At 71.6% G+C, this 25,442-nt stretch carries 25 protein-coding genes, 1 pseudogene and 1 riboswitch; of the genes and pseudogenes, 10 read left to right on the top strand and 16 right to left on the bottom strand.

What is annotated here, in order from left to right; genetic code table 11:
• The first annotated feature begins 172 nt into the window (after positions 1–172).
• Positions 173–790 carry a DedA family protein gene (locus C1I92_RS05910; RefSeq protein WP_111253826.1) on the top strand — a complete coding sequence of 206 codons (618 nt, stop codon included), beginning with the start codon at positions 173–175 and terminating at the stop codon, positions 788–790.
• Here C1I92_RS05910 and C1I92_RS05915 read toward each other — a convergent pair.
• From C1I92_RS05915 to gcvP, 4 genes are all read right to left on the bottom strand, one after another.
• Positions 775–1,419, bottom strand: coding sequence for a response regulator (locus C1I92_RS05915; RefSeq protein WP_199520991.1), 645 nt, complete (start codon positions 1,417–1,419; stop codon positions 775–777). The genes C1I92_RS05910 and C1I92_RS05915 overlap by 16 nt on opposite strands.
• Positions 1,410–2,618 (bottom strand): sensor histidine kinase, encoded by a 1,209-nt coding sequence (locus C1I92_RS05920; RefSeq protein WP_199520992.1) that lies wholly within the window; start codon positions 2,616–2,618, stop codon positions 1,410–1,412. The genes C1I92_RS05915 and C1I92_RS05920 overlap by 10 nt, the downstream gene beginning before the upstream one ends.
• Before the next feature lie 5 nt (positions 2,619–2,623).
• A complete protein-coding gene (locus C1I92_RS05925; protein ID WP_111253743.1) occupies positions 2,624–3,304 on the bottom strand; it encodes a DedA family protein in 681 nt (226 codons plus the stop codon).
• A gap of 118 nt (positions 3,305–3,422) precedes the next feature.
• The gene (gene gcvP, locus C1I92_RS05930) at positions 3,423–6,287 is read right to left on the bottom strand and encodes an aminomethyl-transferring glycine dehydrogenase (protein WP_111253744.1); all 2,865 of its coding nucleotides are present in this window, start codon (positions 6,285–6,287) and stop codon (positions 3,423–3,425) included.
• A 76-nt stretch (positions 6,288–6,363) separates the two neighbouring features.
• Positions 6,364–6,462: riboswitch (glycine riboswitch) on the bottom strand.
• Positions 6,463–6,550: 88 nt separating this feature from the next.
• Here gcvP and C1I92_RS05935 point away from each other — a divergent pair.
• Both C1I92_RS05935 and C1I92_RS05940 read left to right on the top strand, forming a co-directional pair.
• Positions 6,551–7,924: a TrkH family potassium uptake protein gene (locus tag C1I92_RS05935; protein ID WP_199520993.1), complete on the top strand. Its 1,374-nt coding sequence runs from the start codon at positions 6,551–6,553 to the stop codon at positions 7,922–7,924.
• Positions 7,917–8,585, top strand: coding sequence for a potassium channel family protein (locus tag C1I92_RS05940; protein ID WP_111253745.1), 669 nt, complete (start codon positions 7,917–7,919; stop codon positions 8,583–8,585). Before C1I92_RS05935 ends, C1I92_RS05940 begins: the two co-directional genes overlap by 8 nt.
• Before the next feature lie 4 nt (positions 8,586–8,589).
• Here C1I92_RS05940 and C1I92_RS05945 read toward each other — a convergent pair whose 3' ends face one another.
• The 9 genes from C1I92_RS05945 to clsA form a co-directional block, all read right to left on the bottom strand.
• Positions 8,590–9,201, bottom strand: coding sequence for a MerR family transcriptional regulator (locus tag C1I92_RS05945; protein ID WP_438940520.1), 612 nt, complete (start codon positions 9,199–9,201; stop codon positions 8,590–8,592).
• A gap of 153 nt (positions 9,202–9,354) precedes the next feature.
• On the bottom strand, positions 9,355–9,831 hold the full coding sequence (locus C1I92_RS05950) for a bifunctional nuclease family protein (protein ID WP_111253746.1): 477 nt from the start codon (positions 9,829–9,831) through the stop codon (positions 9,355–9,357).
• A 62-nt stretch (positions 9,832–9,893) separates the two neighbouring features.
• Positions 9,894–10,562, bottom strand: coding sequence for a transcriptional regulator FtsR (gene ftsR / locus C1I92_RS05955; protein WP_111253831.1), 669 nt, complete (start codon positions 10,560–10,562; stop codon positions 9,894–9,896).
• 71 nt (positions 10,563–10,633) lie between these two features.
• Positions 10,634–11,173, bottom strand: a complete 540-nt coding sequence (locus C1I92_RS34790) for a zinc-ribbon and FHA domain-containing protein (RefSeq protein ID WP_111253747.1) — start codon at positions 11,171–11,173, stop codon at positions 10,634–10,636.
• 139 nt (positions 11,174–11,312) lie between these two features.
• The gene (gcvH, locus tag C1I92_RS05965) at positions 11,313–11,699 is read right to left on the bottom strand and encodes a glycine cleavage system protein GcvH (RefSeq protein ID WP_111253748.1); all 387 of its coding nucleotides are present in this window, start codon (positions 11,697–11,699) and stop codon (positions 11,313–11,315) included.
• A 197-nt stretch (positions 11,700–11,896) separates the two neighbouring features.
• Positions 11,897–12,913 (bottom strand): DUF881 domain-containing protein, encoded by a 1,017-nt coding sequence (locus C1I92_RS05970; protein WP_111253749.1) that lies wholly within the window; start codon positions 12,911–12,913, stop codon positions 11,897–11,899.
• Entirely contained in the window at positions 12,906–13,238 is a 333-nt protein-coding gene (locus tag C1I92_RS05975) for a small basic family protein (protein WP_111253750.1), read from the bottom strand. The genes C1I92_RS05970 and C1I92_RS05975 overlap by 8 nt, the downstream gene beginning before the upstream one ends.
• Complete coding sequence (locus C1I92_RS05980) at positions 13,235–14,038, bottom strand: DUF881 domain-containing protein (RefSeq protein ID WP_158564020.1); 804 nt, start codon at positions 14,036–14,038, stop codon at positions 13,235–13,237. The genes C1I92_RS05975 and C1I92_RS05980 overlap by 4 nt, the downstream gene beginning before the upstream one ends.
• A 111-nt stretch (positions 14,039–14,149) precedes the next feature.
• The gene (gene clsA, locus C1I92_RS05985) at positions 14,150–14,752 is read right to left on the bottom strand and encodes a cardiolipin synthase ClsA (protein WP_111253752.1); all 603 of its coding nucleotides are present in this window, start codon (positions 14,750–14,752) and stop codon (positions 14,150–14,152) included.
• A 188-nt stretch (positions 14,753–14,940) separates the two neighbouring features.
• Here clsA and C1I92_RS05990 point away from each other — a divergent pair, with 188 nt between their 5' ends.
• The 3 genes from C1I92_RS05990 (at position 14,941) to C1I92_RS06000 (ending at position 17,468) form a co-directional block, all read left to right on the top strand.
• Positions 14,941–15,405 (top strand): MarR family winged helix-turn-helix transcriptional regulator, encoded by a 465-nt coding sequence (locus C1I92_RS05990; RefSeq protein ID WP_199520994.1) that lies wholly within the window; start codon positions 14,941–14,943, stop codon positions 15,403–15,405.
• Entirely contained in the window at positions 15,402–16,961 is a 1,560-nt protein-coding gene (locus C1I92_RS05995; RefSeq protein WP_111253753.1) for a DHA2 family efflux MFS transporter permease subunit, read from the top strand. Before C1I92_RS05990 ends, C1I92_RS05995 begins: the two co-directional genes overlap by 4 nt.
• 84 nt (positions 16,962–17,045) lie before the next feature.
• The gene (locus C1I92_RS06000) at positions 17,046–17,468 is read left to right on the top strand and encodes a VOC family protein (RefSeq protein WP_111253754.1); all 423 of its coding nucleotides are present in this window, start codon (positions 17,046–17,048) and stop codon (positions 17,466–17,468) included.
• 35 nt (positions 17,469–17,503) lie between these two features.
• On the opposite strand, the pseudogene C1I92_RS35850 reads toward C1I92_RS06000, so the two are convergent.
• Both C1I92_RS35850 and C1I92_RS06005 read right to left on the bottom strand, forming a co-directional pair.
• Positions 17,504–17,677, bottom strand: a pseudogene (locus tag C1I92_RS35850) (DUF4037 domain-containing protein); the annotation flags it as partial.
• Positions 17,674–18,279 carry a dihydrofolate reductase family protein gene (locus C1I92_RS06005; protein WP_111253755.1) on the bottom strand — a complete coding sequence of 202 codons (606 nt, stop codon included), beginning with the start codon at positions 18,277–18,279 and terminating at the stop codon, positions 17,674–17,676. The pseudogene C1I92_RS35850 and the gene C1I92_RS06005, both read right to left, overlap by 4 nt.
• A gap of 129 nt (positions 18,280–18,408) precedes the next feature.
• Between C1I92_RS06005 and C1I92_RS06010 the strand changes: the two genes are divergently transcribed.
• The 4 genes from C1I92_RS06010 to C1I92_RS06025 are packed head-to-tail and all read left to right on the top strand — an operon-like array spanning position 18,409 to position 25,026.
• Complete coding sequence (locus tag C1I92_RS06010) at positions 18,409–19,830, top strand: Nramp family divalent metal transporter (protein ID WP_111253756.1); 1,422 nt, start codon at positions 18,409–18,411, stop codon at positions 19,828–19,830.
• 40 nt (positions 19,831–19,870) lie between these two features.
• Positions 19,871–21,349 carry a glutamate-cysteine ligase family protein gene (locus C1I92_RS06015; protein ID WP_111253757.1) on the top strand — a complete coding sequence of 493 codons (1,479 nt, stop codon included), beginning with the start codon at positions 19,871–19,873 and terminating at the stop codon, positions 21,347–21,349.
• Between the two features lie 60 nt (positions 21,350–21,409).
• Positions 21,410–23,194, top strand: a complete 1,785-nt coding sequence (locus C1I92_RS06020; protein ID WP_199520995.1) for an ABC transporter ATP-binding protein — start codon at positions 21,410–21,412, stop codon at positions 23,192–23,194.
• On the top strand, positions 23,194–25,026 hold the full coding sequence (locus C1I92_RS06025; RefSeq protein ID WP_111253759.1) for an ABC transporter ATP-binding protein: 1,833 nt from the start codon (positions 23,194–23,196) through the stop codon (positions 25,024–25,026). The genes C1I92_RS06020 and C1I92_RS06025 overlap by 1 nt, the downstream gene beginning before the upstream one ends.
• A gap of 29 nt (positions 25,027–25,055) precedes the next feature.
• On the opposite strand, the gene C1I92_RS06030 is transcribed toward C1I92_RS06025, so the two are convergent.
• Positions 25,056–25,418, bottom strand: coding sequence for a putative quinol monooxygenase (locus C1I92_RS06030; protein WP_111253760.1), 363 nt, complete (start codon positions 25,416–25,418; stop codon positions 25,056–25,058).
• Positions 25,419–25,442: the final 24 nt, after the last annotated feature.

A 25,442-nucleotide genomic window follows, 5' to 3' on the forward strand; every position in this document is an offset into this window, starting at 1 on the left:
CGCCGACTACGCTTTCCCTCTCAGACCGCCCACCCTGCGGAAAACCCCAGGGCCATCTCGGCGGTGACCTTCATCGCCTCAGAAGGCGGCGATCCCGTACGGTCGAGGCGTGAACATCCGCCTCTCCCCGGAAACCGAGCTGACCGGCCTGGCCGGCTGGGCCGTCGACCTCATGGACACCATGGGCGCGGTCGGCGCCGGCCTCGCCATCGCCGCCGAGAACCTCTTCCCGCCGCTGCCCAGCGAGGTGATCCTGCCGCTGGCGGGCTTCACCGCCAGCCGTGGCGACATGAACCTGGCGGCGGCGATCGTCTGGACGACGGTCGGCTCGGTGGTCGGCGCGCTGATCTGGTACGCCGTCGGAGCGGCGGTCGGGCGCGACCGAACCCGCTCGATCCTGGCGGCGCTGCCGCTGGTGAAGATGAGCGACGTCGACAAGGCGGAGGCCTGGTTCGGCAAGCACGGCGTGAAGACCATCTTCTTCGGCCGGATGATCCCGATCTTCCGCAGCTTCATCTCCATCCCGGCCGGCGTGGAGCGGATGTCGCTGCCGATCTTCCTGCTCTTCACCGCGCTCGGCAGCCTGATCTGGAACACCGTGTTCATCCTGCTCGGCTACCAGCTCGGGCAGAACTGGGACGAGGTCGAGCAGTACATCGGCATCCTGCAGTACGTGGTCATCGCGGCCGTGGTCGTCGCGGTAGCGGCGTTCGTGGTGCTGCGGATCCGGTCCAACCGGCGCGACCGGGAGCGGGCCCGGCACCGCGTGCGCCGTCAGGACCCGAGGTAGCGCAGCACCGCCAGCACCCGCCGGCTGTAGCCGCCGGCGGCGCTCAGCTCCAGCTTGTCGAAGATCCCGTTGGCGTGCTTCTCGACGGCGCTCTGCGACACGTGCAGGGCGCCGGCGATCGCGGCGTTCGTGTGCCCCTGCGCCATCAGCTCCAGCACGTCCCGCTCGCGCGGGGTGAGCCGCTGCAGCGGGTCGCCGTGGCTGGTCCGGGCGATGAGTTGACGGACGACCTCGGCGTCGAACGCCGCTCCCCCGGCGGCCACCCGGTCCAGCGCGTCGAGGAAGTCGCCGACGTGGGCGACGCGGTCCTTGAGCAGGTAGCCGACGCCGTCGGTGTGTGTCGCGAACAGCTCGGCGGCGTACCGCTTCTCGACGTACTGCGACAGCACCAGCACGCCCACCTGCGGGAACTCGGTCTTGAGCCGCAGTGCCGCCCGCAGCCCCTCGTCGGTGTGCGACGGCGGCATCCGGACGTCCGCGACGACGACGTCGGGCGGGTCCGCGGCGACGGCGGCCAGCAGCGCGTCCGCGTCGCCGACCGACGCGACGACCTCGTGGCCCTCGTCGGCCAGCAGCTTCGACAGGCCCTCGCGCAGCAGCACCGAGTCCTCGGCCAGGATCAGGCGCACGGCAGCTCCGCCTCGACGACGGTGCCGTGGCCGGGCGGCGACTCGACGGCGAACCGGCCGTCCAGGGCCGCGATCCGGCGGCGCAGCCCGGCCAGCCCGCCGCCGTCAGGGTCGGCGCCGCCCACGCCGTCGTCGGTGACCCGCACCCGCACGACGGCGCCGGCCCGCCACACGTCGAGGTGCACCGACGACGCGGCGGCGTGCTTGACGGCGTTCGTGGCCGCCTCGGCGACGACGAAGTAGACGGCGGTCGCGACCGGCTCCGGCGGCGACCCGGCCGCATAGGACAGCTTGGCGCCGGAGCCCTCCGCGACCGCCGTCAGCGCCTCCTCCAGCCCGAGCGTGTCCAGCGCCGCCGGATACACCCGCCACGCGACGGCGCGCAGGTCGGCCAGGACGCGCTGCGACTCCTCGTGCGCCGCCCGCAACAGCTCGTCCGCCCGGCCCCGGTCCGCAGCCCGCCGCGCCCGCCCCAGCAGCAGCCCAAACGCGACCAGCCGCTGCTGGACACCGTCGTGCAGATCGCGCTCGATGCGCCGTCGCTCGGCGTCGACGACGGCCACGACGCCGGCCCGTGACTCGGCCAGCTCGTCGATGCGCCGCCGCAGCAGCTCGGACTCGGTCGGCCCGAGGAAGCGCCGCGCCGTGCGCCGTTCCAGCCCGACGACGCCGGCCAGCCCTTGCACGGCGAGGTACAGCAGCACGGCGCCGGGGATGACCAGCGACAGGATCGTCAGCCCACCGACCGGCTCGCCCTCGCCGTTGAACGGACGTCCGACCAGCCACATCCGCACCGTGACCGCGACCGTCACCATGCCCCAGCCGACCAGCAGCAGGATCGCCGCGCCGAGCAGCCCGACGACCGTCCGCACGGCGAGGTACCCGAACACGCGGCCGGCGCGGTCCGGCGTCGGCGTGCCGTACCAGGCCCGCAGCCGCCGCCGCTCGAACGCGACCAGCGCCGACGCCGGTCGGGCGGCCGCCGTGAGCACCCGGCCCCGCCCGGCGGCGGAGCCGGCGACCGGCAGCACTGCCAGTCCTGTGACCAGCAGGAAACCGGACGAGACGAGCGCCGACGCGGCGCCGAGCGAGAGTCCGACGACACGCCGCCAGCCGACGACGGCCACCGCCCGCAGCCAGCCGGCGGCCACCGCTCGCAGCCAGCCGGCGGCCACCGCTCGCGGCCGGCCGGCGGCCACCGCCGTCAGACCAGCTCCTGCGGCTTCTCGTCCGGTGAGCCCTCCGGCCCGGACGCCGCCTCCGCCTCCGCCTCGGCGCGGCGCCGGTTGCGCACCCCGATCCGGTGCCGGATCAGCTCGACCAGGCCGGTGATCGTCAGCGCGATGCCCAGGCCGACGCCGAGGCCGAGCAGCGGGTTGTCCTCGAACGCGTGCCCGCCGACGTAGCCGATCATGCCGGAGTAGACGCCCCAGGACAGCGCCGCGATCGCGTCGAAGAAGGAGAACTTGCGCAGCGGGTACTCGACCGTTCCGCAGGTCAGCGTGACCGCCGTCCGCCCGCCCGGTATGTAGCGGGCGATGATGAGGATGACGCCGCCGCGCTCGTTCAACTGCTTCTCGGCCCAGGCGAACATCGCGCCGGACCTCTTCCCACCGGCGATGCGATGGCGCAGCCGGGTGCCGGCGGTGCGACCGATGAAGTACGAGACGTGGTCGCCGACGAACGCGCCCGCCGCGCCGGCCAGGATGACGAACAGCAGGTTCGGCACCCCGTCGGCCGCGGCGAACACGCCGCCGGTGATGACCAGCGTCTCGCTCGGCACCGCCGGGAAGAACCCGTCGAGCAGCGCGACGCCGAAGATGACCGCGTAGACCCAGGGCGAGCCCATGACGTCCCGGGCGAAGTCGATGATCGCGTCGTTCATGTCCCCGTGTCTCTGGTCGGCCGACTCGTCAACTCCGACCCTACGCGGCACGGCGGCGCCGCACGTACGACCTCAGTCGGACGCCGACCCTGGACCTGGGTCGGGGATCGGGCCGGTGTCAGTCCTCGAACGCCTCCGGCGACGGGCACGAGCAGACCAGGTGCCGGTCGCCGTACGCGCCGTCGATGCGGCCCACCGGCGGCCAGTACTTGTCCTCCCGGCTCTCCGGCGACGGGTACACCGCGACCGCCCGGTCGTACGGGTGGGCCCACTCCGTGACCAGGGACGACGCGGTGTGCGGCGCGTTGACCAGCGGGTTGTCGTCGGCCGGCCAGTCACCGGCGGCGACACGGTCGGCCTCGGCGCGGATCGCGATCATCGCGTCGCAGAACCGGTCCAGCTCGCCCTTGTCCTCGGACTCGGTCGGCTCGATCATCAGGGTGCCGGCCACCGGGAACGACATCGTCGGCGCGTGGAACCCGTAGTCGATCAGCCGCTTGGCCACGTCGTCCACGGTGATGCCGGTGGCCTTGGTCAGCGGCCGCAGGTCGACGATGCACTCGTGCGCCACCAGCCCGCCGCGCCCGGTGTACAGCACCGGGAAGTGGTCGCGCAGGCGGACGGCGACGTAGTTGGCGTTCAGCACCGCGGTCTGGGTGGCCAGCTTCAGCCCGGCCGGGCCCATCATCCGCACGTACGCCCACGGGATCGGCAGGATCGACGCGGACCCGAACGGCGCCGCCGCGATCGGCCCCACGCCGGTCGACGGCCCGGCCTCGGGCAGCAGCGGGTGGTTCGGCAGGAACGGCGTCAGGTGCGACCGGACGCCGATCGGGCCGACGCCGGGACCGCCGCCGCCGTGCGGGATGCAGAACGTCTTGTGCAGGTTGAGGTGGCTGACGTCGGCGCCGAACTCGCCGGGCTTGGCCAGCCCGACCAGCGCGTTGAGGTTGGCGCCGTCGACGTAGACCTGGCCGCCGGCGTCGTGGACCAGCCGGGCGATCTCGGTGATGCCCTCCTCGTAGACGCCGTGCGTCGACGGGTAGGTGACCATGATCGCGGCCAGGCGGTCGGCGTGCTCGGCGATCTTCGCCCGCAGGTCGTCGAGGTCGACGGTGCCGTCGTCGGCCGCCGCAACGACCACGACCCGCATGCCGGCCATGACCGCCGACGCCGCGTTGGTGCCGTGCGCGCTGGACGGGATCAGGCAGACGTCGCGCTGCTCGTCGCCGTTGGAACGGTGGTACGCCCGGATCGCCAGCAGCCCGGCCAGCTCGCCCTGCGAGCCGGCGTTCGGCTGGATCGACACCGCGTCGTACCCCGTCACCGTCGCCAGCCAGCCCTCCAGCTGGCGGATCAGGGCGACGTAGCCGTCGGCCTGCTCGACCGGCACGAACGGGTGGATGCCGGCGAACCCGGGCCAGGTGATCGGCTCCATCTCCGTCGCCGCGTTCAGCTTCATCGTGCAGGAGCCGAGCGGGATCATGCCGCGGTCCAGCGCGTAGTCCTTGTCGGCGAGCTTGCGCAGGTAGCGCAGCATCGACGTCTCGGAGCGGTGCGTGTTGAAGACCGGGTGGGTGAGGTACGGGCTGTGCCGGCGCAGGTTCTCCGGGATCGCGACGTCGGCGGCGGCGGCCGGCGTCGCCGGCAGGCCGAACGCGCGCAGCACCCGGCCGAGGTCGGCCTCGGTGGTCACCTCGTCGCAGGCGATCCGCACTTCGTCGCCGCCGGCCGCGCCGAGGTTGACGCCCAGCTCGGCGGCGTCGGCGACGACGGCGGCCGCGCGGCCCGGCACCCGGGCCAGCACGGTGTCGAAGAACGCGTCGTGCACGACCGGCACACCGCCGGCCCGCAGCGCCGCCGCGAGCGCCGTCGCGTGCCCGTGCACCCGAGACGCGATCTCGCGCAGCCCCTCCGGCCCGTGCCACACCGCGTACATCGACGCGACGACGGCCAGCAGCACCTGCGCGGTGCAGATGTTCGACGTCGCCTTCTCGCGGCGGATGTGCTGCTCACGGGTCTGCAGCGCGAGCCGGTAGGCCTGCGCGCCGGCCGCGTCCTTGGACACGCCGACCAGCCGGCCGGGCAGCCCGCGCTCCAGCCCGGCCCGCACCGCCATGTACCCGGCATGCGGCCCGCCGTAGCCGAGCGGCACCCCGAACCGCTGCGACGACCCGACGACGACGTCCGCGCCCACCTCGCCGGGCGGCGTCAGCAGCGTCAGCGCCAGCAGGTCGGCCGCGACGGTGACCAGCGCGCCGCGCTCGTGCGCGGCCGCGACGACCGGCGCGAGGTCGCGGATCCGCCCGGACGCGCCCGGATACTGCACGACGACGCCGAAGATCTCACCGTCGGGCAGGCCCTCGTCCAGGTCGGCGACGACGACGTCGATGCCCAGCGGCTCCGCCCGGGTCTGCACGACGGCGATCGTCTGCGGCAGGCAGTCCGCGTCGAGCACGACGGTGTTCGCGGTGGTACGGACTGACCGGCGCATCAGCGTCATCGCCTCCGCCGCCGCCGTCGCCTCGTCCAGCAGGCTGGCGTTGGCCGTCGGCAGGCCGGCGAGGTCGGACACCATGGTCTGGAAGTTCAGCAGCGCCTCGAGCCGGCCCTGCGAGATCTCCGGCTGGTACGGCGTGTACGCGGTGTACCAGGCCGGGCTCTCCAGCACCCGGCGCACGACCACCGGCGGCGTCACGGTGTCGTAGTAGCCCAGGCCGATCATCTGGGTGTGCCGCTGGTTGCGCCGCGACAGCGCCCGCAGCTCGTCCAGCGCCTCGGTCTCGGTGCTGGCCGGCGGCAGGTCGAGCGCGTCCAGGTTACGGATCGCGTCCGGCACGGCGGCCTCGACCAGCGCGTCGAGCGTCTCGTACCCGACGGCGTCGAGCATCTTCGCGATCTCCTCGTCGCGCGGCCCGACGTGCCGGGCGACGAAGGGCGCCTCGCTGGCCACGGAGGTCAGCGGCTGGAACTGCTGGGACATCGGCGGAGCTCCTCGGACGGTATGACGAGTCAGCTCCCCCTCTGTCGTCGCCCACGAAGGACGCCTTCAGAGTGGCCTCGCCCGACCGGTCCTTGCTGCCTGAGAGGTTGGCGGGGATGTTGCCCCTTCGGCGCCTCGCATCCCGGAGGTGCGAGAACTCTCCCGGTCCGGGTCCACAGCTCGCCGCCAGCATAACGCGGCCGGGCCCGGCGGGCGACGCGGACGCGCGGACCGGCACGGTCACGGGCGTGTACGGTGGCGCCGTGGGGTGGGCTCGGCGGCCTGGCGGACGCGGCTACGCGATCCGGCGCGCGCGCCGACCGCAGCCGGCGCAGGTGGTCGTGGTCGCGTTCGTGGCCGTCGTCCTCGCCGGGACGCTGCTGCTCATGCTACCCATCGCGCGCGAAGGGCCGGGCTCGGCTCCCCCGCTGGTCGCGCTGTTCACGTCGACGTCGGCGACATGCGTCACCGGGCTGATCGTGGTCGACACGCCGGCGTACTGGAGCACGTTCGGCGAGGTGGTGATCCTCGGGCTGATCCAGGTCGGCGGGTTCGGCATCATGACGCTCGGGTCGCTGCTGGTGCTGCTGGTGGCCCGTCGGCTCGGGCTGCGCACCCGGCTCACCGCCGCCACCGAGAGCAAGGGCCTGGACCGCGCCGACGTCCGCCGGGTCGTGCTGGGCGTCGCGGCGGTGACGGCGACGTTCGAGCTGACCGTCGGCGCGATCCTCACGGCGCGGCTGGCCACGCAGCACGGCGAATCGCTGGACGAGGCGGCCTACCACGGCTTCTTCCACGCGATCGCCGCGTTCAACAACGTCGGTTTCTCGCTGTACAGCACCAACCTCATGGGGTTCGTGGGCGATCCGCTGATCTTCCTGCCGATCGCGGTCTCGGTCATCTGCGCGGGCCTGGGCTTCCCGGTGCTGCTGGAGCTGCGGCACCGCTGGCGCTCGCCCCGGCGGTGGACCCTGCACACGCAGCTCACCGTCGTCACCAGCGCGCTGCTGCTGGTTGCCGGCACCGTCTACACGGCGGCGACGGAGTGGCGCAACGTCGCCACGTTCGGGTCGCTCGATGGCACCGACCGGGTGCTGGCCGCGTTCTTCCACTCCTCCGTCGCCCGCACGGCCGGCTTCAACACCGTCGACGTGACACAGATGACCGACGCCACGTGGCTGGGCACGGACGTGCTGATGTTCATCGGCGGCGGCAGCGCCGGCACGGCCGGCGGCATCAAGGTGACGACGTTCGCGCTGCTGTTCTTCGCGATCTTCTCCGAGATCCGCGGCGACCCGACGGTGCACGTGCTGGGCCGGCGCATCGGCGACCAGGCCCAGCGGCAGGCGCTCACCGTGGCGCTGCTGGCGATCGCCGTCGTCATGGTGCCGACGGTGCTGCTGGTCGCGACGACGCGGTTCGGCCTGGACGAGATCCTGCTCGAGGTCACGTCCGCGTTCTCGACCGCCGGGCTGTCGGCCGGCATCACCGGGCAGCTGCCGGCGGGCGGGCAGTTGCTGCTGGTGTTCGTCATGTTCATCGGGCGGGTCGGGACGATCACGTTGGCCAGCGCGCTGGTGCTGCGGCAACGGACCCGGCTGTACGAACGACCGGAAGAGAGGCCGATCATTGGCTAGGAGAACCCGCACGCTGGACGTCGCCGTCATCGGCCTGGGCCGGTTCGGCACGTCGCTGGCGCTGGAGCTGATGCAGGCCGGCGACACCGAGGTGCTGGGCATCGACAGCGATCCCGCGGCCGCGCAGGCGGTCAACGGCCGGCTCACGCACGTCGCCATCGCCGACTCGACCAGCGAGGACGCGCTGCGCCAGCTGTCGGTCCAGGAGTACGACCGCGTGGTCCTGGGCATCGGCAGTCACCTGGAGGCCAGCATCCTCACCGCGTCGGTGCTGCTCAGCCTGGGGATCCCGAACATCTGGGCCAAGGCGATCACCGATGCTCACGCGCGGATCCTGCGTCAGCTCGGGGTGCACCACGTGGTCCAGCCCGAGCACGACATGGGCGCCAAGGTCGCCCACCTCGTCCGCGGCCGCATGCTCGACTTCATCGAGTTCGACGACGGTTTCGCCATGGTCAAGACGGCGCCCCCGCGCGAGACCGTGGGGCTGCGTCTCGGCGACACCGGGATCCGGCAGAAGTACGGCGTCACCGTCGTCGCGGTCAAGCGACCCGGCGAGGGATTCACCTACGCGACCGCGGACACCGTCGTGCACGACGGTGACACGCTCATCGTCTCCGGGCTGATCCCCGAGACCGAGCGGTTCAGCGAGCTGACCTGACGGGTTACTCCCCCGCGGCGCGGGCGCGACGGCGGGCGGCGAGCTGGTCGCCGGGGTGCTCGGTGGGCGCTTCGCCAGGCCGCTCGGCCGGCAGCTGAACGAGGGTGGCCTCGATCTCGCGCCACACCCGGCCGACGGCGATGCCGAAGACGCCCTGGCCACCCTGGACGAGGTCGACGACCTCGTCGGCGGAGGTGCACTCGTAGACGCTGGCGCCGTCGCTCATCAGCGTGATGCCGGCGAGGTCCTCGACGCCGCGGTCGCGCAGGTGCTGGACCGCCTGGCGGATCTGCTGCAGCGACACACCGGTGTCGAGCAGCCGCTTCACGATCTTGAGCACCAGGATGTCGCGGAACGAGTAGAGCCGCTGGCTGCCGGACCCGGCGGCGCTGCGGATGCTCGGCTCGACCAGGCCGGTGCGGGCCCAGTAGTCGAGCTGGCGGTACGTGATGCCGGCGGCGCTGCAGGCCGTCGGGCCGCGGTAGCCGACGTCCTCGGCGACCGGGCCGACCATGCCCTCGAACAGCAGGCCCTGGCGGGTGGCGGCGCGACCGGCCGCGGCGGTACGACCGGCGTCACCTGCCGTGCCGGTACCCGATGTGCTGTCTGCGCTCACGCCGACCCCTTCATGGATCCATGCCGATTGCGTCGTGTTACACCAGTGACGTTAGGGCCGGGCCACACGGCGGTCAATGCAACACGCGGCAAGTCTCAAGCTCGACTTCAGCTCTAGACAGAAATCACACCAGTCACACGAGTCACAGTGGCCTCAGCCGCTGAAGTCCTCCGGCGTGACCTCCTCGAGGAACTGCCGGAACCGCGCGACCTCGTCCTCCTGCTCCTCGGAGTCGGGGTCGGCCATCAGCACGCCTGCCTCGTCGAGCAGCGGCTCGGACGCGTAGATGGGCGACCCGGTGCGCAGTGCCAGCGCGATCGAGTCCGACGGCCGCGAGCTGACCTCGAGCCCGCCGGACAGCACCAGCTCCGCGTAGTAGGTGTTGTCGCGCATCTCGGTGATGCGGACCTGCTCGAGCGTGATGCCGGCGGCGTCGAGCACGTCTTTGAACAGATCATGGGTCATCGGCCGCGGCGGCACGACGCCCTGCTGGGCGAACGCGATGGCCGTCGCCTCGACGGCGCCGATCCAGATGGGCAGGAACCGGTCACCGCCCACCTCACGCAGGAGGACGATGGGCTGGTTGGAGGGCATCTCCACTCGGACGCCCACGACGTCTAGCTCGCGCACACATCAACACTACCCCCGCTCCCGGCCCGGCCCGGCCGGTAGAACCAGCGGGTGGGACGCGCTCAGCGCGACAGCCGGCGGGTCCCCGCGTCGACCAGCGCCGCGTGCAGCCGGACGGTGAGCCGGGCGACGTCGGCGGCGGCCTCCTCGGCCCGGCCGCGGGAGTCGGCGCCGCGCTGCCGGAACATCGGCGACACGACCTGCTCCACCAGTCCGACCTGCCGTTCCGCGGCGGTCCGGACGGCGCGCAGGTGGCGCGGCTGCAGGCCGTACTCGGCCAGTTCGCCGACGGTGCGGGCGACCAGCAGGGCGTCGGCGTCGTACGCGCCCCCGCGGCGCGCCGTCACCAGCCCGTAGGACTCCAGCTCGGTCAGCAGCTCGTCGGAGATCGCGGCCGCCTCGAGCAGCGACGTCCGTGACAGCAGCACGTCCTCGCCGGGCACCCCGGCCGCCGTGTACGGCGTCACGGTGCTGCCGCCCTCGGTGACCAGCTCCATTCCCCGATCGAGCTGGGCCAGCTGCTCCTTGATGACCCGCAGCGGCAGGTAGTGGTCGCGCTGCACCGTGAGGACGTAACGCAGGCGGGCGACGTCGTCGGGGGTGAAGCGGCGGTAACCCGACGGCGAGCGCTGCGGCTCCACCAGGCCCTCGGTCTCCAGGAACCGGATCTTGGAGATGGTGACGTCGGCGAAGTCGGGCCGCAGCTGGGCCAGCACCTCACCGATGCTCATCGTCTGGCCGGCCGGCGCGGCGTCGCGCCGCGCCGGTCCGGAGGCACGCGCCGAGTTCCCCTCGGCGGGACTCACCTGGGCCCGCCTCCGAACCCGTGCTGGCTGGAGTAGTAGACCAGGCGGTACTTGCCGATCTGGACCTCGTCGCCGTTGCTCAGCGCGACCTCGTCGATGCGGTCGCGGTTGACGTAGGTGCCGTTCAGGCTGCCGACGTCGGAGACGACGAAGCCGCCGGGCATGCGCCGGAACTCCGCGTGCCGCCGCGAGACCGTGACGTCGTCGAGGAAGATGTCGGAGTCGGGGTGCCGGCCGGCGCTGACGACGTCGGAGTCGAGCAGGAACCGGCTGCCGGCGTTGGGGCCGCGCAGCACGACGAGCAGCGCGCTGCCCTCGGGCAGCGCGTCGACGGCGGCCTGGTCGGCCGCGGCGAGGTCGCTGGAGTCGTCCCGCTCGACCTGCGCGGTCTCCTCGCGCACCATCGCCATGGTGCTCGTGGCGTCACCCCCCGTCGTCTCGGCCGGCTGCATGGGCCGAACCAGCGGGGCTCCGCAATTCGAGCAGAACTTCGCGTCGGACGGGTTTTGGTGCCCGCACTGGGTGCAGAACGGCATCAGCTGGCCTCCCGCCGAGGATTTCCCCCCGGCCTTCGACTCGTGGCGCTACGAGTGTCTCATCGACTCTCGACCAGCGCCTGAGGGTTTACGGATGTTGGCAACCTAGAACCGGCCGCCGCCAGGGTCAACCGGCGACTCAGCCCTCCACCTGCGAACGGTAGTCGTCGGCCGTCAGCAGCTGGTCGACGGCCCCCGGGTCGGCCGGGACGATCTCGATCATCCAGCCCGCGCCGTAGGGGTCGGCGTTGACCTGCTCGGGCGCGGCGTCGAGCTCCTCGTTGCGGGCGACGACGGTGCCGGTGAGGGGCGCGAACAGCTCGCTGACGCTCTTCGTCGACTCCAGCTCGCCGCAGACGGCGCCCGCGGTGACGTCGTCGCCGACGGCCGGCAGCTGCACGTAGACGATGTCGCCGAGCTGCTCCTGGGCGAAGTGCGTGATGCCCACGCGGACGCTGCCGTCGGCCTCACCCGGCCGGCGGACCCACTCGTGCTCCGCGGTGTACTTCAGGTCGTCGGGGTACAACGAGATCTGCCTCCTCGGTGGCGACTAGGGGGTGTGCCGTGGATATTGGCGGATGCGGGCGGCGTCCAGGCGTCGGTCCAGCAAGGCGCCGGAGGAGATCGATGCGGTGCCATCGGGCGACGACGGCAACGCAGCTGGTCGGCGTCTGGGCGTCGATCCGCGCCGCCGAAGATCCACGGGACACTCCCTAGGTGTGGTCATTCGTCGTCGCCGTCCTCCGGCGCCGGGCGAGCGTACTGAGGCGGCTGCGGCTCGTGCAACACGTCCACGGTGAGGTCGTCGTACTCGTCGACGGTGGCCTCTGCGCCGTCCTGCTCCATGCTCGCGATGACGCCGTTGGCGAACGTCATGGAGCCGGTCAGCTCGCCCGGCTCGCCGATCGCGACGATCTCGTACGGCGGCTCCAGCTCCTTGCCGCCGACGGTGAGGACGCCGGGGCGCGGGTTCTCGAACGCGGTGCTGGCGACGACGCGGACCGCCTCGTCGTTGCCGCCGCCGCGCATCTGGATGGCCTCGGCGCCGGCGACCCGCAGCTCGTTGATCGCGCGCAGCATGGTGTAGGCGTTGACCTCGCGGTCCGGGTCGCTGATCGTCAGGATGATGCCGGGGCCGCTGGCGGCGATGGTGCCGGCCAGCACGCCGGTGCTGCGGGCGCGTTCCTGCGCCTGCTCCAGCGCGGCCGCCTCGGTGTCGGCGCCGCTGACGAGGTCGCGGCGGTCGGACTCCAGCTCGGCGACGTGGTCGTCGAGCCGGTCGGCCTGGCGGCGCAGCCCGTCGAGGATCTGCACGAGGTCGTCACGGCGGGCGTTGGCCAGCGCGTCGTCGTCGGCGCGCACCTGCAGGACAGCGCCGAACCCGAGCAGCGCGACCAGCACGGCCACCAGCACCTGCCCGCCGTCGGGCTTCTGGGTGACGGCGTTCCAGAGCCGCCGGGTGCCCGACGGCGCGGCCGGGGTGAACCGGCTCCCGCCGGGCAGGAACGGCTGCGGCGGCGCGACCGGCGTCGCCGGCTCGGGCGTCGCCTCGTCCTCGTCGCCGACGGTCTCGTCCCCGACGGTCTCGTCCTGGACGGTCTCGTCGGAGACCTCGTCCGTCGCCGCGACGTCCGGCGCGACGACGTCCGGCTCGGGCCGGTCCTCGTGCCGGTGGTGCGCGTGCCGCGGAGCGCCGCCCGGTTCGGCGTCGTCGCTGGGGCCGGAGGTCTGGTCAGGCATGGAAGATGTGCCGTCTGATCGTCGCGACGTTGGTGAAGATGCGGATGCCCAGCACGACGATCACCGCCGTCGACAGCTGCGAGCCGACGCCGAGCTGGTCGCCGAGGAACACGATGAACGCCGCGATCAGCACGTTGGCGATGAACGAGACGACGAACACCTTGTCGTTGAAGATGCCCTCGATGACGGCCCGGATGCCGCCGAAGACGGCGTCGAGCGCGGCGACGATCGCGATCGGCAGGTACGGCTGCAACTCCAGCGGCACCGACACGTCGAACACGAAGCCGGCCAGGATGCCGATGACGAGCCCGGCGATGGGGATCACGAACCCTCCCCCGGGATAGCGATGGTCAGAGGGGTGTTGCCGGCCGGCAGCGTCAGCGACTCTTCGGAGTCGATGTCGTAGTAGATGCCGCTGCGGGAGGCGACCTCACGCAGCCAGGTGCCGCCGCTGCTGTCGCCGAAGTCGCGGGCCAGCGAGCGCGGGTCACCGATGGCGGACACCTCGTACGGCGCGCTCATCGGCCGGTAGTTGATCTGGATGACGTCCTGGGCGGACCGGATGGCGGTGAGCGACGTGATGCGCTGGCCGTTGATGGCGACCGCCTCGGCGCCGACGGACCACAGGCCGTTGACCACCTGGCGCAGGTCGAGGTCGAGGACACGGTCGGTGCCGTCCTCGGCACTCTGCTCCGCGGCGTTGTCGACGGTGACCACCACCCCCGGTCCGGTCACCGCGATCGCCCCCGTTGTCGCCTGCAAGGTCTCGACTTCCTCCCGCATCTGCTGCCCGGCAGTGGAGTTCTGCAGGAGGTTGCTCTCCAGCTCGCCGATCTCCGCCTCCAGCGCGCTGACGTCGTCCTGCAGCCGGCTGACGCGATCGTCCTCGTTGTGGATCTGCTCGATGAGCCCCTGCCGCTCCGAGGAGACAACACTAGCGGTGTTGCGGACCTGCAGGATCGCCATGGTCAGCAACAGTCCGAGCGCGACCAGGCCGAGCGCCAGCGCCGGCGAACGCCACGTCCGCCGCGACGTCGGCCGCTCTCCCGCGGCGCGCCGCCGCGCCGCCGCCTCCTCGTACCCGGGGTCCAGCGGCTTCGCGAACAGGTCGTTGAGCAGCGACATCGATTCGTCCGGCCGCCGCAGCGGTCGGACGCGCGAGGCCGGCCCTGTCACCACACCCACCATGCTCGCACGCGTCGCGTGCGGTTCCGTGCCGACATCCGCACCGGCCGCTCAGGAATTCCGGCCGGCGACGGGTGTGGCGAGCACCTTGCGGGTCTGCTCGGTGTAGAGGACCGCGGCCCACCAGTACAGCGCGACACCCCAGACGACGAACGCCCAGCCGAACACCCGGGCCAGCATCGGCAGCGTGCCGTCGCCGTCGCCCCACAGCAGCAGGGGGAACGCGTACAGCAGGCAGGCCGTCGCGGACTTGCCGAGGAAGTGCACCGGCAGCCCGGTGATGCCGCGGCGGGCGCGCAGCAGCGCGACGATGCCCGTCATGTAGACGTCGCGGGCGACCAGCAGGATCGTGAACCAGAGCGGGATGATGTCGCGCAGCGTCAGCGCCACGATCGTGGTGAGGATGTAGAGCCGGTCGGCCAGCGGGTCGAGCAGCTGGCCCACCCGGCTGATCTGGTTCCAGCGCCGGGCGAGGTAGCCGTCGAGGTAGTCGGTGAACCCGGACACCGCGAGCAGGATGATCGCGAGGGTGTCGGCCTCCTTCACCAGCACCAGCCAGAGGAACAGCGGCACGCCCAGCAGCCGCAGGAACGACAGGATGTTCGGGATCGTGAACACCCGGTCGGTCTGCACCGCGGTCTCCTGCGCCTTCACAGACCGTCCTCCCCCGTAGCCTCATGGCCGGCTGCCGACCCCAAGCGTACGTGGGCGACCACCGGAGAGAACGAAAATACAGTGCGCGACGGCATGCGCGGCCGCCATGCTGATGGTATGGACCGGGGCGGGCCGGCGCGTGATCACTCTCACGCGCGCAATGGTTGCAGGTGCGTTAGTATTGCCCGGTGTCCGCATCCGAGGTGGAGTTCGTCCAGGCGCTCGAGGCGTTCTTCCGCCGGTTGGAGTGCTCCAAAGCCGATTCCGACCTGCGCTCCATGCTCGAACTGGACCTCTCGATCTCGCAGTTCCGCTGCCTCATCGCGCTCCGCCAGCACGGCGAGCCGCTGCCGATCAACGAGCTGGCCGACCGGCTCGGTCTCACCCTCGCCACCGCCGGCCGCAACGTCGACCGGCTGCTCGCGCACGGGCTGGTCGAACGGCGTGAGGACCCGACCGACCGCCGGGTCCGGCTGGTCTCGCTGTCCGAGCAGGGCGTCGCCGTCATGACCGACATCGACACGACCCGGCACCACACGCTGCGGGCCTTCGCCCGCTCCCTCGATGCGGCGGATCGGGACCGGCTCACCGCCGCGCTCGCTCCGATCGTCGAACCGTCCGCACCATCTCGCCTGGAGGAACAACTCTCATGAGTGCACCGGCCGGACCCCCTGCCACCGGGTCCGACGACAAGCTCGATCGCGGCGTCCTCATGGTCGCCGGTGTGGTGGTGCTCGGCGCCATCATGTCGATCCTCGACATCACCGTCGTCAGCATCGCGCTGCCGACGTTCCAGTCCGAGTTCGAGACCACCTACGCCACCGTCGCCTGGACGATGACGGCGTACACGCTTGCCCTCGCCGCGGTCATCCCGGTCACCGGCTGGGCGGCGGACCGGTTCGGCACCAAGCGGCTCTACCTGGCCTCGCTCGTGCTGTTCACGCTCGGCTCGGTGCTGTGCGCGTTCGCCTGGGACATCGGCCCGCTGATCGGCGCCCGCGTGCTGCAGGGCTTGGGTGGCGGCATGCTGATGCCGCTGGGCATGACGATCATGACCCGCGCCGCCGGCCCGGACCGCGTCGGCCGCGTCATGGCCGTCCTCGGCGTCCCGATGCTGCTCGGCCCGATCGGCGGCCCGATCCTCGGCGGCTGGCTGATCGACATCGCGTCGTGGCACTGGATCTTCATCATCAACCTGCCGATCGGCATCGCCGCGCTCATCTTCGCCTGGCGGATCCTGCCGAAGGACCAGCCGCAGCCGTCGGAGAGCTTCGACTTCGTCGGCATGGCGCTGCTCTCCCCCGGTCTGGCGGCGTTCCTGTACGGCGTCTCGTCCATCCCCGAGCACGGGACGGTGCGCAACGCCGAGGTGCTCGTGCCGGCCATCATCGGCCTGGTCCTCGTCATCGCGTTCGTCTTCCACGCGCTGCGCAAGAGCCACCCGCTGATCGACCTGCACCTGTTCCTCAACCGGCACCTCACCATCGCCGTGGTGACGATGTCGCTGTTCATCGTGGCGTTCATGGGCGCCGGCCTGCTGTTCCCGGGCTACTTCGTCCAGGTCCGCGGCGAGAGCACGACGATGGCAGGAATCCTGCTGGCGCCGCAGGGACTCGGCGCGATGGTGACGATGCCGATCGCCGGCCGGCTCACGGACAAGACCGGCCCCGGCAAGCTGGTGCTCGGCGGCATCGTGCTCATCGCCATCGGCATGGGGACGTTCACCCAGCTCGGTGCCGACACGTCGTACCCGCTGCTGCTCGGCTCGCTGTTCGTCATGGGCCTCGGCATGGGCATGACGATGATGCCGATCATGACGGCGGCACTGGCCAGCCTCACCCACGGCGAGGTGGCCCGGGGCTCGACGCTGATGAACATCGTCCAGCAGACCGGCGGCTCGATCGGCACCGCCGTCATGTCGGTCATCCTGACCAACAACATCCTCAACAACGACGCCGCGACCGCCTACAACGGCGCCGTGCAGACCGGAACGGCCGATCAGCTGCCGCCGGACATCTTCGCGGCCGGGCAGCAGGCGCTGGCCGAGGCGTTCGGCAACACCTACCTGGTGGCGATCGTGCTCGTGGTGCTCTGCCTCGTACCGGCACTGTTCCTGCCGCGGTCGAAGCAGGAACTGCGCACCGACCCCCGCCAGGAGGGCGAGGACGAGGGCGACGCCAGCGAGGCGCCGCCGGTCATGCTGCACTGACGTTCGCGACGGAGCCCCGTCCGGCATCGCGCCGGGCGGGGCTTTCCGCTGAGTGGGCGACCGCGCCGGGTCTACTGTCGGACCATGAGCACACTCCTCAACCCCTACATCGCGTTTCGCGACAACGCGCGGCAGGCACTGGAGTTCTACCAGTCCGTCTTCGGCGGGGATCTCCGGCTCAACACGTTCGGCGAGATCGGCGGGAGCGACGATCCGTCCGAGGCGAGCAAGATCATGCACGGCCAGCTGGAGGCGGCGAACGACCTGGTGCTGATGGCCGCCGACACCCCTGCGGGCATGGAGCACACCCCCGGCGGCAACATCTCGATCTCGCTCAGCGGCGACGACGAGGACACGCTGCGCGGCTACTGGGAGGGGCTGTCCGGGTCGGGCACGGTCACCGAGCCGCTCACGCAGGCGCCGTGGGGCGACACCTTCGGCATGTGCGTCGACCAGTTCGGCGTGGCCTGGATGGTGAACATCACCGGGCAGCAGCCGCCGCAGTAGCGAGCTCGGCGCGGTAGGCGCCGGCGAGCCACCGGGACGAAGACCTGGACGCGCGGCCCCCACTCGTGATCGGCCGACCGCTCGGTGTCGAACCCGAGCACCTCCGACCCCTCGCCGAGCAGCGCGGCCGCGTGCGGTTCGTCGATCAGCGGCGCCAGCACCTCGCGGTGGAACGCCTCGGCGAGGTCGAGGCCGGGAACGAACGTCATCGAGCGACACGGTAGTGCAGGTGCGTCACCCCCGGCGCGTCGATCACCCGCACGGCGTCCAGCCCGATCGTCCCGAGGCCCTCGAACAGCCGGCGGCCGGCGCCCAGCAGCACCGGCACCTGGTGGATCTCCAGCTCGTCCAGGACACCGGCCCGCAACGCCAGCTGCGCCGTCGTCGCGCCGTGGACCAGCACGTTCCGGTCGCCGGCGCCGTCCTTCGCCCGCGCCATCGCGGCCTCGATGCCGCCGGTCTCGTAGTGGACGTTCGGCGCGCGGACGTCGTCCGGGCCGGGCTCGCGCCGGGTGAACACGACGACCGGCACGCCGTCGTGGTGGTCGCCGCCCCAGCCGCCGGCCGCCTCGAACGTCCGCCGTCCGGTGAGGACCGCGCCGGTGGCCATCAGCTCGTCGACGATCGGACGGCTGGCGTCGGCGACCCGCAGCTCCGGCACGCCGCCACCGCCGCCGGACACCTCGTCCCCGGCGAAGAGCCAGTCGTGCAGCCGGTCGCCGCCGGTGCCGAGCCCGTTCTCCGGGCCGTCATCGGGGCCGGCGATGAAGCCGTCGAGCGACATGGACATGTAGAGCACGGAGCGGGACATCGCACGGTCCTCCTGACGGTGAGCTGTGTCGACGGTACCGACCGGCGGCGGCCGCGGAACTCATCGGCGCATGCGCGGCCGCGCGGGCGGGTAAGCGCTTGACGGCTCCCCGTCCCCCGAGGAGGCGTCATGGACCAGCACCTGTCCGTCATCGACCGGCTGCCCGCCCGGCATCTGCCGCCACCCGGGGTCCGGCCGCTGCCCGACCCGCCGGCGTCGACCGCCCGGATCGTCGGTCCGGGCATCATCGCGGCCGGCGTCGGCCTCGCGTCCGGCGAGTTCGTCCTCTACCCCTACATCGCCAGCCAGGTCGGGCTGGTCTTCGTCTGGGCGGCGCTGGTCGGCCTGGTGACCCAGTACTTCATCAACATGGAGATCGAGCGGTACACGCTGGCCACCGGCGAGACGGCGCTGACGGGGTTCAGCCGGTTCTGGCCGCACTGGGGCCTGGTCTTCGCGATCATGACCTGCTGCGCGAACCTCTGGCCGGGGTGGGCGACCAGCTCGGCGACGCTGGTGACGTACCTGTGGGGCGGCAACGCGACGTGGATCGCCGTCGGCATGCTGGTCTCGATCGCGCTGATCCTGTCGCTGGCGCCGGTCGTCTACACGGCGCTGGAGCGGATCCAGATGCTCAAGGTGGCCGCCGTCCTGCTGCTGGTCGTGGTCGGCGCGATCTTCGCCGTGACGGCCGACGCGTGGCGCGGCGCCTCCGACATCGTCACCTCGCCGCAGCTGCCGTACGAGGAGCTCGGGTTCGCGGTGCTGCTCGGCGCGCTCGCCTTCGCCGGGGCGGGCGGCGGGCAGAACCTGTGCCAGAGCAACTGGATCCGCGACAAGGGCTTCGGCATGGGCGCCTACGCACCGCGGATCGAGAGCCCGGTGACCGGCCAGCCCGAGGCCGCGCCCGGCACCGGCGTCGTCTTCGAGCCGACGGCGGACAACCTGGACCGGTGGCGGCGCTGGTGGCGCTTCGCCAACGTGGAGCAGCTGACGACGTTCGTGCTCATCACGTTCGTCTCGATCACGTTCATGTCCCTGCTGTCGTACTCGACGGTGTTCGGGCTGCCGGACCTGCCCGACGACATCGGCTTCCTGCAGATCGAGGGCGAGCAGCTCAAGGAGGCCGTCGGCGACTGGTTCGGCGCGCTGTTCTGGTTCATCGGCGCGCTGTCGCTGTACGCGGCGGCGCTGGGCATCGTCGACTACACGAGCCGGCTGGCCGCGGACGTGCTGAAGACGTCGTACCTGCCGCGGGCCAAGGAGAGCCACCTGTACTTCGGGATCGTGTGGGGCCTGGTCGCCGTCGGGATCGTCGTTCTCGCGGCCGGCTTCGACCAGCCGCTGGTGCTCGTCGTCATCGCCGCGTGCGTCGGCGGCTTCATGATGTTCCTCTACAGCGGCCTGCTGATCCTGCTGAACCGGCGCGCGCTGGCGCCGGCCCTGCGGCCGTCGGGGCTGCGGGTGGGCGCGCTCGTGTGGGCGTTCCTGCTGTTCGGCGTGCTGTCGGCGCTGACGATCTGGCAGCAGGGAGGCGAGCTGTTCGGCTGACCCGGCGTCATACTGAGCTGACGAGTTCGCTGGAGGTCACATGGGCGAGGACGTCGGCCGGCAGGAGTTCACCCGGGCGGACCGGACGCGGTACCGGGCCAAGGTGCGCCGGTGCCTCGACGCCTTCGAGCGGATGCTGCGCGAGGCGCAGTTCGAGTTCGACCGCCCGCTGACCGGCCTGGAGATCGAGCTGAACCTCGTCGACGAGCACCAGGACCCGGCCATGCGCAACGCCGAGGCACTCGAGGCCATCGCCGACCCGGCGTTCCAGACCGAGCTGGGCCAGTGGAACCTGGAGATCAACCTCGCGCCGCGCGAGCTGGACGGCGCCGGCGTGACGGCGTTCGAGGACGACGTCCGGGCCAGCCTGAACGCCGCTGAGCAGAAGGCCGGCGCCGTCGGCGCGCACCTGGCGATGATCGGGATCCTGCCGACGCTGCGGACCGAGCACCTCGGCCAGCACGCGCTGTCGATGAACCCGCGCTACGAGCTGCTGAACGAGCAGATCCTGGCCGCTCGGGGCGAGGACCTGCACCTGGCCGTCGACGGCGCCGAGCGGCTGCGCGTCACGTCCGACACGATCGTCCCGGAGGCGGCCTGCACCAGCACGCAGTTCCACCTGCAGGTCAGCCCGGAGCAGTTCCCCGCCGTCTGGAACGCGGCCCAGGCGATCGCCGGCGTGCAGATCGCCGTCGGCGCCAACTCGCCGTTCCTGCTCGGCAAACAATTGTGGGCCGAGACCCGCATCGCGCTGTTCGAGCAGGCCACCGACACCCGCAGCGAGGAGCTGAAGGCGCAGGGCGTGCGGCCGCGGGTGTGGTTCGGCGAGCGGTGGATCACTTCGATCTTCGACCTGTTCGAGGAGAACGTCAGGTACTTCCCGGCGCTGCTGCCGATCGTCTCCGACGAGGACCCGATCGAGGTGCTCGACCAGGGCGACACCCCGGAGCTGGCCGAGCTGCGGCTGCACAACGGCACCATCTACCGCTGGAACCGCCCCGTCTACGACGTCGTCCGCGACCGCGCGCACCTGCGGGTGGAGAACCGGGTGCTGCCGGCCGGGCCGACGGTCGCGGACACGCTGGCCAACGGCGCGTTCTACTACGGCCTGGTGCGGATGCTGGCCGAGGAGGACCGGCCGGTGTGGACGCAGATGTCGTTCAGCGCGGCGGAGGAGAACTTCCACGCCTGCGCCCGCGACGGCCTCGACGCGCAGGTCTACTGGCCGGGTCTCGGCCACGTCCCGGTCGCCGAGCTGGTACTGCGCCGGCTGCTGCCGCTGGCCCACGACGGCCTGCGCGCCTGGGGCGTCGACACGGCGGTGCGGGAGCGGCTGCTCGGCATCGTCGAGCGGCGCTGCGCCGAGCACCGCAACGGCTCGTCCTGGCAGGTCGCCGCGTTCCGCCGTCGCTTCGACGGCACGTCCGCCGAACGCCACGACGCGCTGCGCGGCATGCTGCGCTCGTACCTGGACCACATGCACACCAACGACCCGGTCCACACCTGGGCCATCGACTGAGCGGTGCGGCCGGTTTAACCAGGTGAGCGTTGTCGGTGCCGCGTGTTAGAACTGCCGACGATGACCATGACCGCGGCGCGCACCGAGTTCTCCGTCGCCGGCCACCCCGAGTACGACCGCCGGGGGCCGGTGCGCTGGATCCTGTCGCACCAGCGGCGCAACCCCTGGCACCTGGCCGGCTTCCTGCTCGGCTCGGTCGCCATGGTCGTGCTCAACTCGACGGTGCCCGGCCTGGTCGGCGACGCGTTCGACGTGGTCCTCGACGAGCCCGCCGGCCGCCGCGCCGAGCTGACGACGATCGTCGTCGTCCTGCTGGTGGTGGTGATCGGCCGGTCGGTGCTCGACTTCGTCGCCCGGCTGTGCACCGAGGTGCTGGCCAAGCGGATCGAGCGCGACGCCCGCGACGAGCTGTACGTCAGCCTGCTGGGCAAGAGCCAGACGTTCCACAACCGTCAGCGCGTCGGCGACCTCATGGCGCGCGGCGCGAACGACGTCCGGCAGCTCGGCACCATGTTCAGCCCGGGCATCGACCTGCTGGTCGACTCCCTCGCCCAGGGCATCGTGCCGATCGTGTTCATCGGGTTCCTCGACCCGCGGCTGCTGGTCGCGCCGCTGGTCTTCGCGGTCGCGTTCGTCTGGTCCGTGCGCCGGTTCATGCGCCAGCTCTCCCCGGTGTCGACCCGGCTGCGGGAGGACTACGGCACCCTCAACGCCGGGCTGAACGAGACCATCCGCGGCATCGAGGTGGTGAAGGCGACCGGCCAGGAGGAGCAGGAGCTGGGCAAGTTCAGCCGCAACGCCCGCCGCTACCGCGACGCCTACGTCGAGCAGGGCCTCATCCAGGCCCGCTACCTGCCGACGCTGCTGCTCGCCGTCGCGACGGCCGGCGGGCTGCTGCACGGGCTGTGGCTGCTCGACGCCGGCGAGCTGAGCGTCGGCGGGCTGATCACCTACATCGGGCTGCTCGGCCTGCTCGGCTTCCCCGCGTTCGTCTCGATCTTCTCCTTCTCGCTGGTGCAGAACGGCATCGCCAGCGCGAACCGGCTGCTCACGCTGATGCGCGAGGAGACAGAGCTCGACCACAACGAGTCCGGCCACGCCGCCCCGATGCGCGGCGTCATCGAGTTCCAGGACGTCACGTTCGGCTACGGCGACCGTCCCGTGCTCGAACACCTGTCGTTCCGCATCGAGCCGGGCCAGACCGTCGCGATCGTCGGCGAGACCGGCGCCGGCAAGACCACGCTGACGAAGCTGGTCAACCGCATCTACGACGTCACGTCCGGGCGCATCCTGGTCGACGGCGTCGACGTGCGCGAGTGGAGCCTCGACTCCCTGCGGTCGCAGATCTCCACCATCGAGCAGGACATCGTGCTGTTCAGCCGGCCGGTGCACGAGAACATCGCGTTCAGCCTCGGCCAGCAGTCCTCCCGCGACGACGTCGTCCGCGCCGCGAAGGACGCCCAGGCACACGAGTTCGTCAGCGCGCTCGACGAGGGCTACGACACCGTCATCGGCGAGCGCGGCGTCACGCTCTCCGGCGGGCAGCGGCAGCGGCTGGCCATCGCCCGGGCGCTGCTCACCGACCCGGCGATCCTGGTGCTCGACGACTCCACCAGCGCCATCGACAGCGCCACCGAGGACGAGATCCAGCGGGCCATCCAGCGGGTGCTCGACGGCCGCACGACGCTGCTGATCACGCACCGGCTGGCGCAGATCCGGTGGGCCGACAAGGTGCTGCTGCTGCAGCGCGGCCGCCTGGTCGACGAGGGCTCGCACGACGAGCTGCTCGGCCGCTGTGCGCTCTACCGCCGCATCTTCGCCCACTACGACGAGGTGAGCGGCTGATGGCCTTCATCATGGACGGCCTCGACGCCGAGGCCTACGACCGCAGCTACGGCGACCGCGAGCTGCTGCGCCGGATCCTGCGCTACTTCCGGCCCAAGACCCGGGTCATGGGCCTGATCGCGGCCGCCATCGTGGCGCAGTCGCTCATGCAGGCGGCGTTCCCCATCGTCGTCAGCGCGGGCCTGGACCGCGTCGTCACCGACCGCGCCACCGGCGTGATCGTCGCGCTGGTGACGGCGGTGCTGGTCACCGGCGTGCTCGGCTGGGTGTTCAACTTCGTGCAGCGCTGGTACACCGCGCGGGTCGTCGGCGACGTCGTCCTCGGGCTGCGCGAGGACGCCTTCGAAGCGGTCGTGGACCGCGACATGTCCTTCTACGACGAGCACTCGTCGGGCAAGGTGGTCAGCCGGGTCACGTCCGACACCGAGGACTTCGCCACCGTCGTCACGCTGACGCTGAACCTCGTCAGCCAGGTGCTGCTGGTCGGGCTGATCACCGTGCTGCTGTTCACCCGCAACGTCGGACTGGCGCTGCTGGTGATGGCGGTGGTGCCGATCATCGTCGCGATGGCGCTGGGGTTCCGGCGCATCGCCCGCGAGACGACGCGGCACCAACAGCGCTCGCTCGCCAAGGTCAACGCGACGCTGCAGGAGACCATGGGCGGCATCTCGGTGGCGAAGAACTTCCGCCAGGAGCAGACCGTCTACGCCGAGTTCCGGCCGATCAACGGGCAGAACTACCGGGTCACGCTCAGGCAGGGCTTCGTGTTCGGCGCCATCTTCCCGGCGCTGTTCGCGGTGGCCGGACTGGCCACCGTCATGCTCGTGCAGGTCGGCGGCGGGCGGGTGCTCGACGGCGGCATCTCCGCCGGCGACTGGTACCTGTTCCTGCAGAGCGTCGCGCTGTTCTGGCTCCCGCTGACCTCGATCGCGTCGTTCTGGTCGCAGTTCCAGCAGGGGCTGTCCGCGTCGGAGCGGGTGTTCGCGCTGATCGACGCGGAGCCGCTGGTCGTGCAGCGCGACCCCGAGCCGGTCGGCCGCCTGACCGGGCGCATCGAGTTCCGCGAGGTCAGGTTCGGGTACACGCCGGAGCGCCCGGTGCTCGACGGCTTCGACCTCACCATCGAGGCCGGCGAGACCGTCGCGCTGGTCGGGCACACCGGCGCCGGCAAGTCGACGGTGGGCCGGCTGCTGGTGCGGTTCTACGAGTTCCAGGGCGGGCAGATCCTCGTCGACGGCACCGACATCCGCACCGTCGAGCTGACGTCGTACCGGCACCAGCTCGGCGTCGTGCCGCAGTCGCCGTTCCTGTTCTCCGGCACGGTCGCCGACAACATCCGCTACCCGCGGCCCGGCGCGCCGGAGGCCGACGTCCGCGCCGCGGCCGAGGCGGTGGCCGGCGGCGACTGGCTCGACGCGCTGCCCGACGGCCTGGACACCGAGGTCGGCGAGCACGGCTCGGCGCTGTCGATGGGCCAGCGGCAGCTGGTCGCGCTGGCCCGGCTGCTCCTGCAGGACCCGGCCATCGTGATCCTCGACGAGGCCACCGCCAGCGTCGACCCGCTCACCGAGGCGCAGATCTCCGAGGGCCTCGACGTCGCGCTGGCCGGCCGCACGTCCATCGTCATCGCGCACCGGCTGTCCACCATCGAGCACGCCGACCGGATCATCGTCATGCGCGAGGGCGGCATCGTCGAGGAGGGCACGCACGAGTCGCTGCTGCGCGCCGGCGGCGCCTACTGCGACGTCTACAACACCTACTTCCGGCACCAGTCCCCCGACTACCGCCCCGGCAGCGGCTTCGTCGGTGTCCCGGCCGGCGCCGGCGACTGAGACGCGCGGGACGGGGTCGCGCGGCGAGCTCAGCGCGAGAGCGACGCGAGTGGGGCGTAGATCGTCACGCCGGCGGCCTCGAGAGCCTTGCGCAGCTCCGGGCTGGGGCTGCCGCAGACCTCGCCGGTGATGGTGGCGACCTCCGACATCGGCTCCATCATGGGAGCGATGTTGACCATGTGCTCGAGGCCGGCGGCGGAATCGCGGTAGCGCTCGTGGACGAAGCACTCGGCGCCGTCCGCGGTGAGGAAGATGTCGTACTCGAGGGTGCCGGTGTCCTTGGTGCGCACGATCTCGACGCATTGTGCGGCCAGCCGCTTGAACTCCTCGAGCCGGCCGTCGCGGATCACCATGCGGGCCGTTCCATGGATCTCGTTCGATGCTGCCGACATTCATCGAGGCTAACACCGCACGAC

The sequence above is a fragment of the Jiangella anatolica genome, from assembly GCF_003236295.1.
Classification (GTDB): Bacteria; Actinomycetota; Actinomycetes; order Jiangellales; family Jiangellaceae; genus Jiangella; species Jiangella anatolica.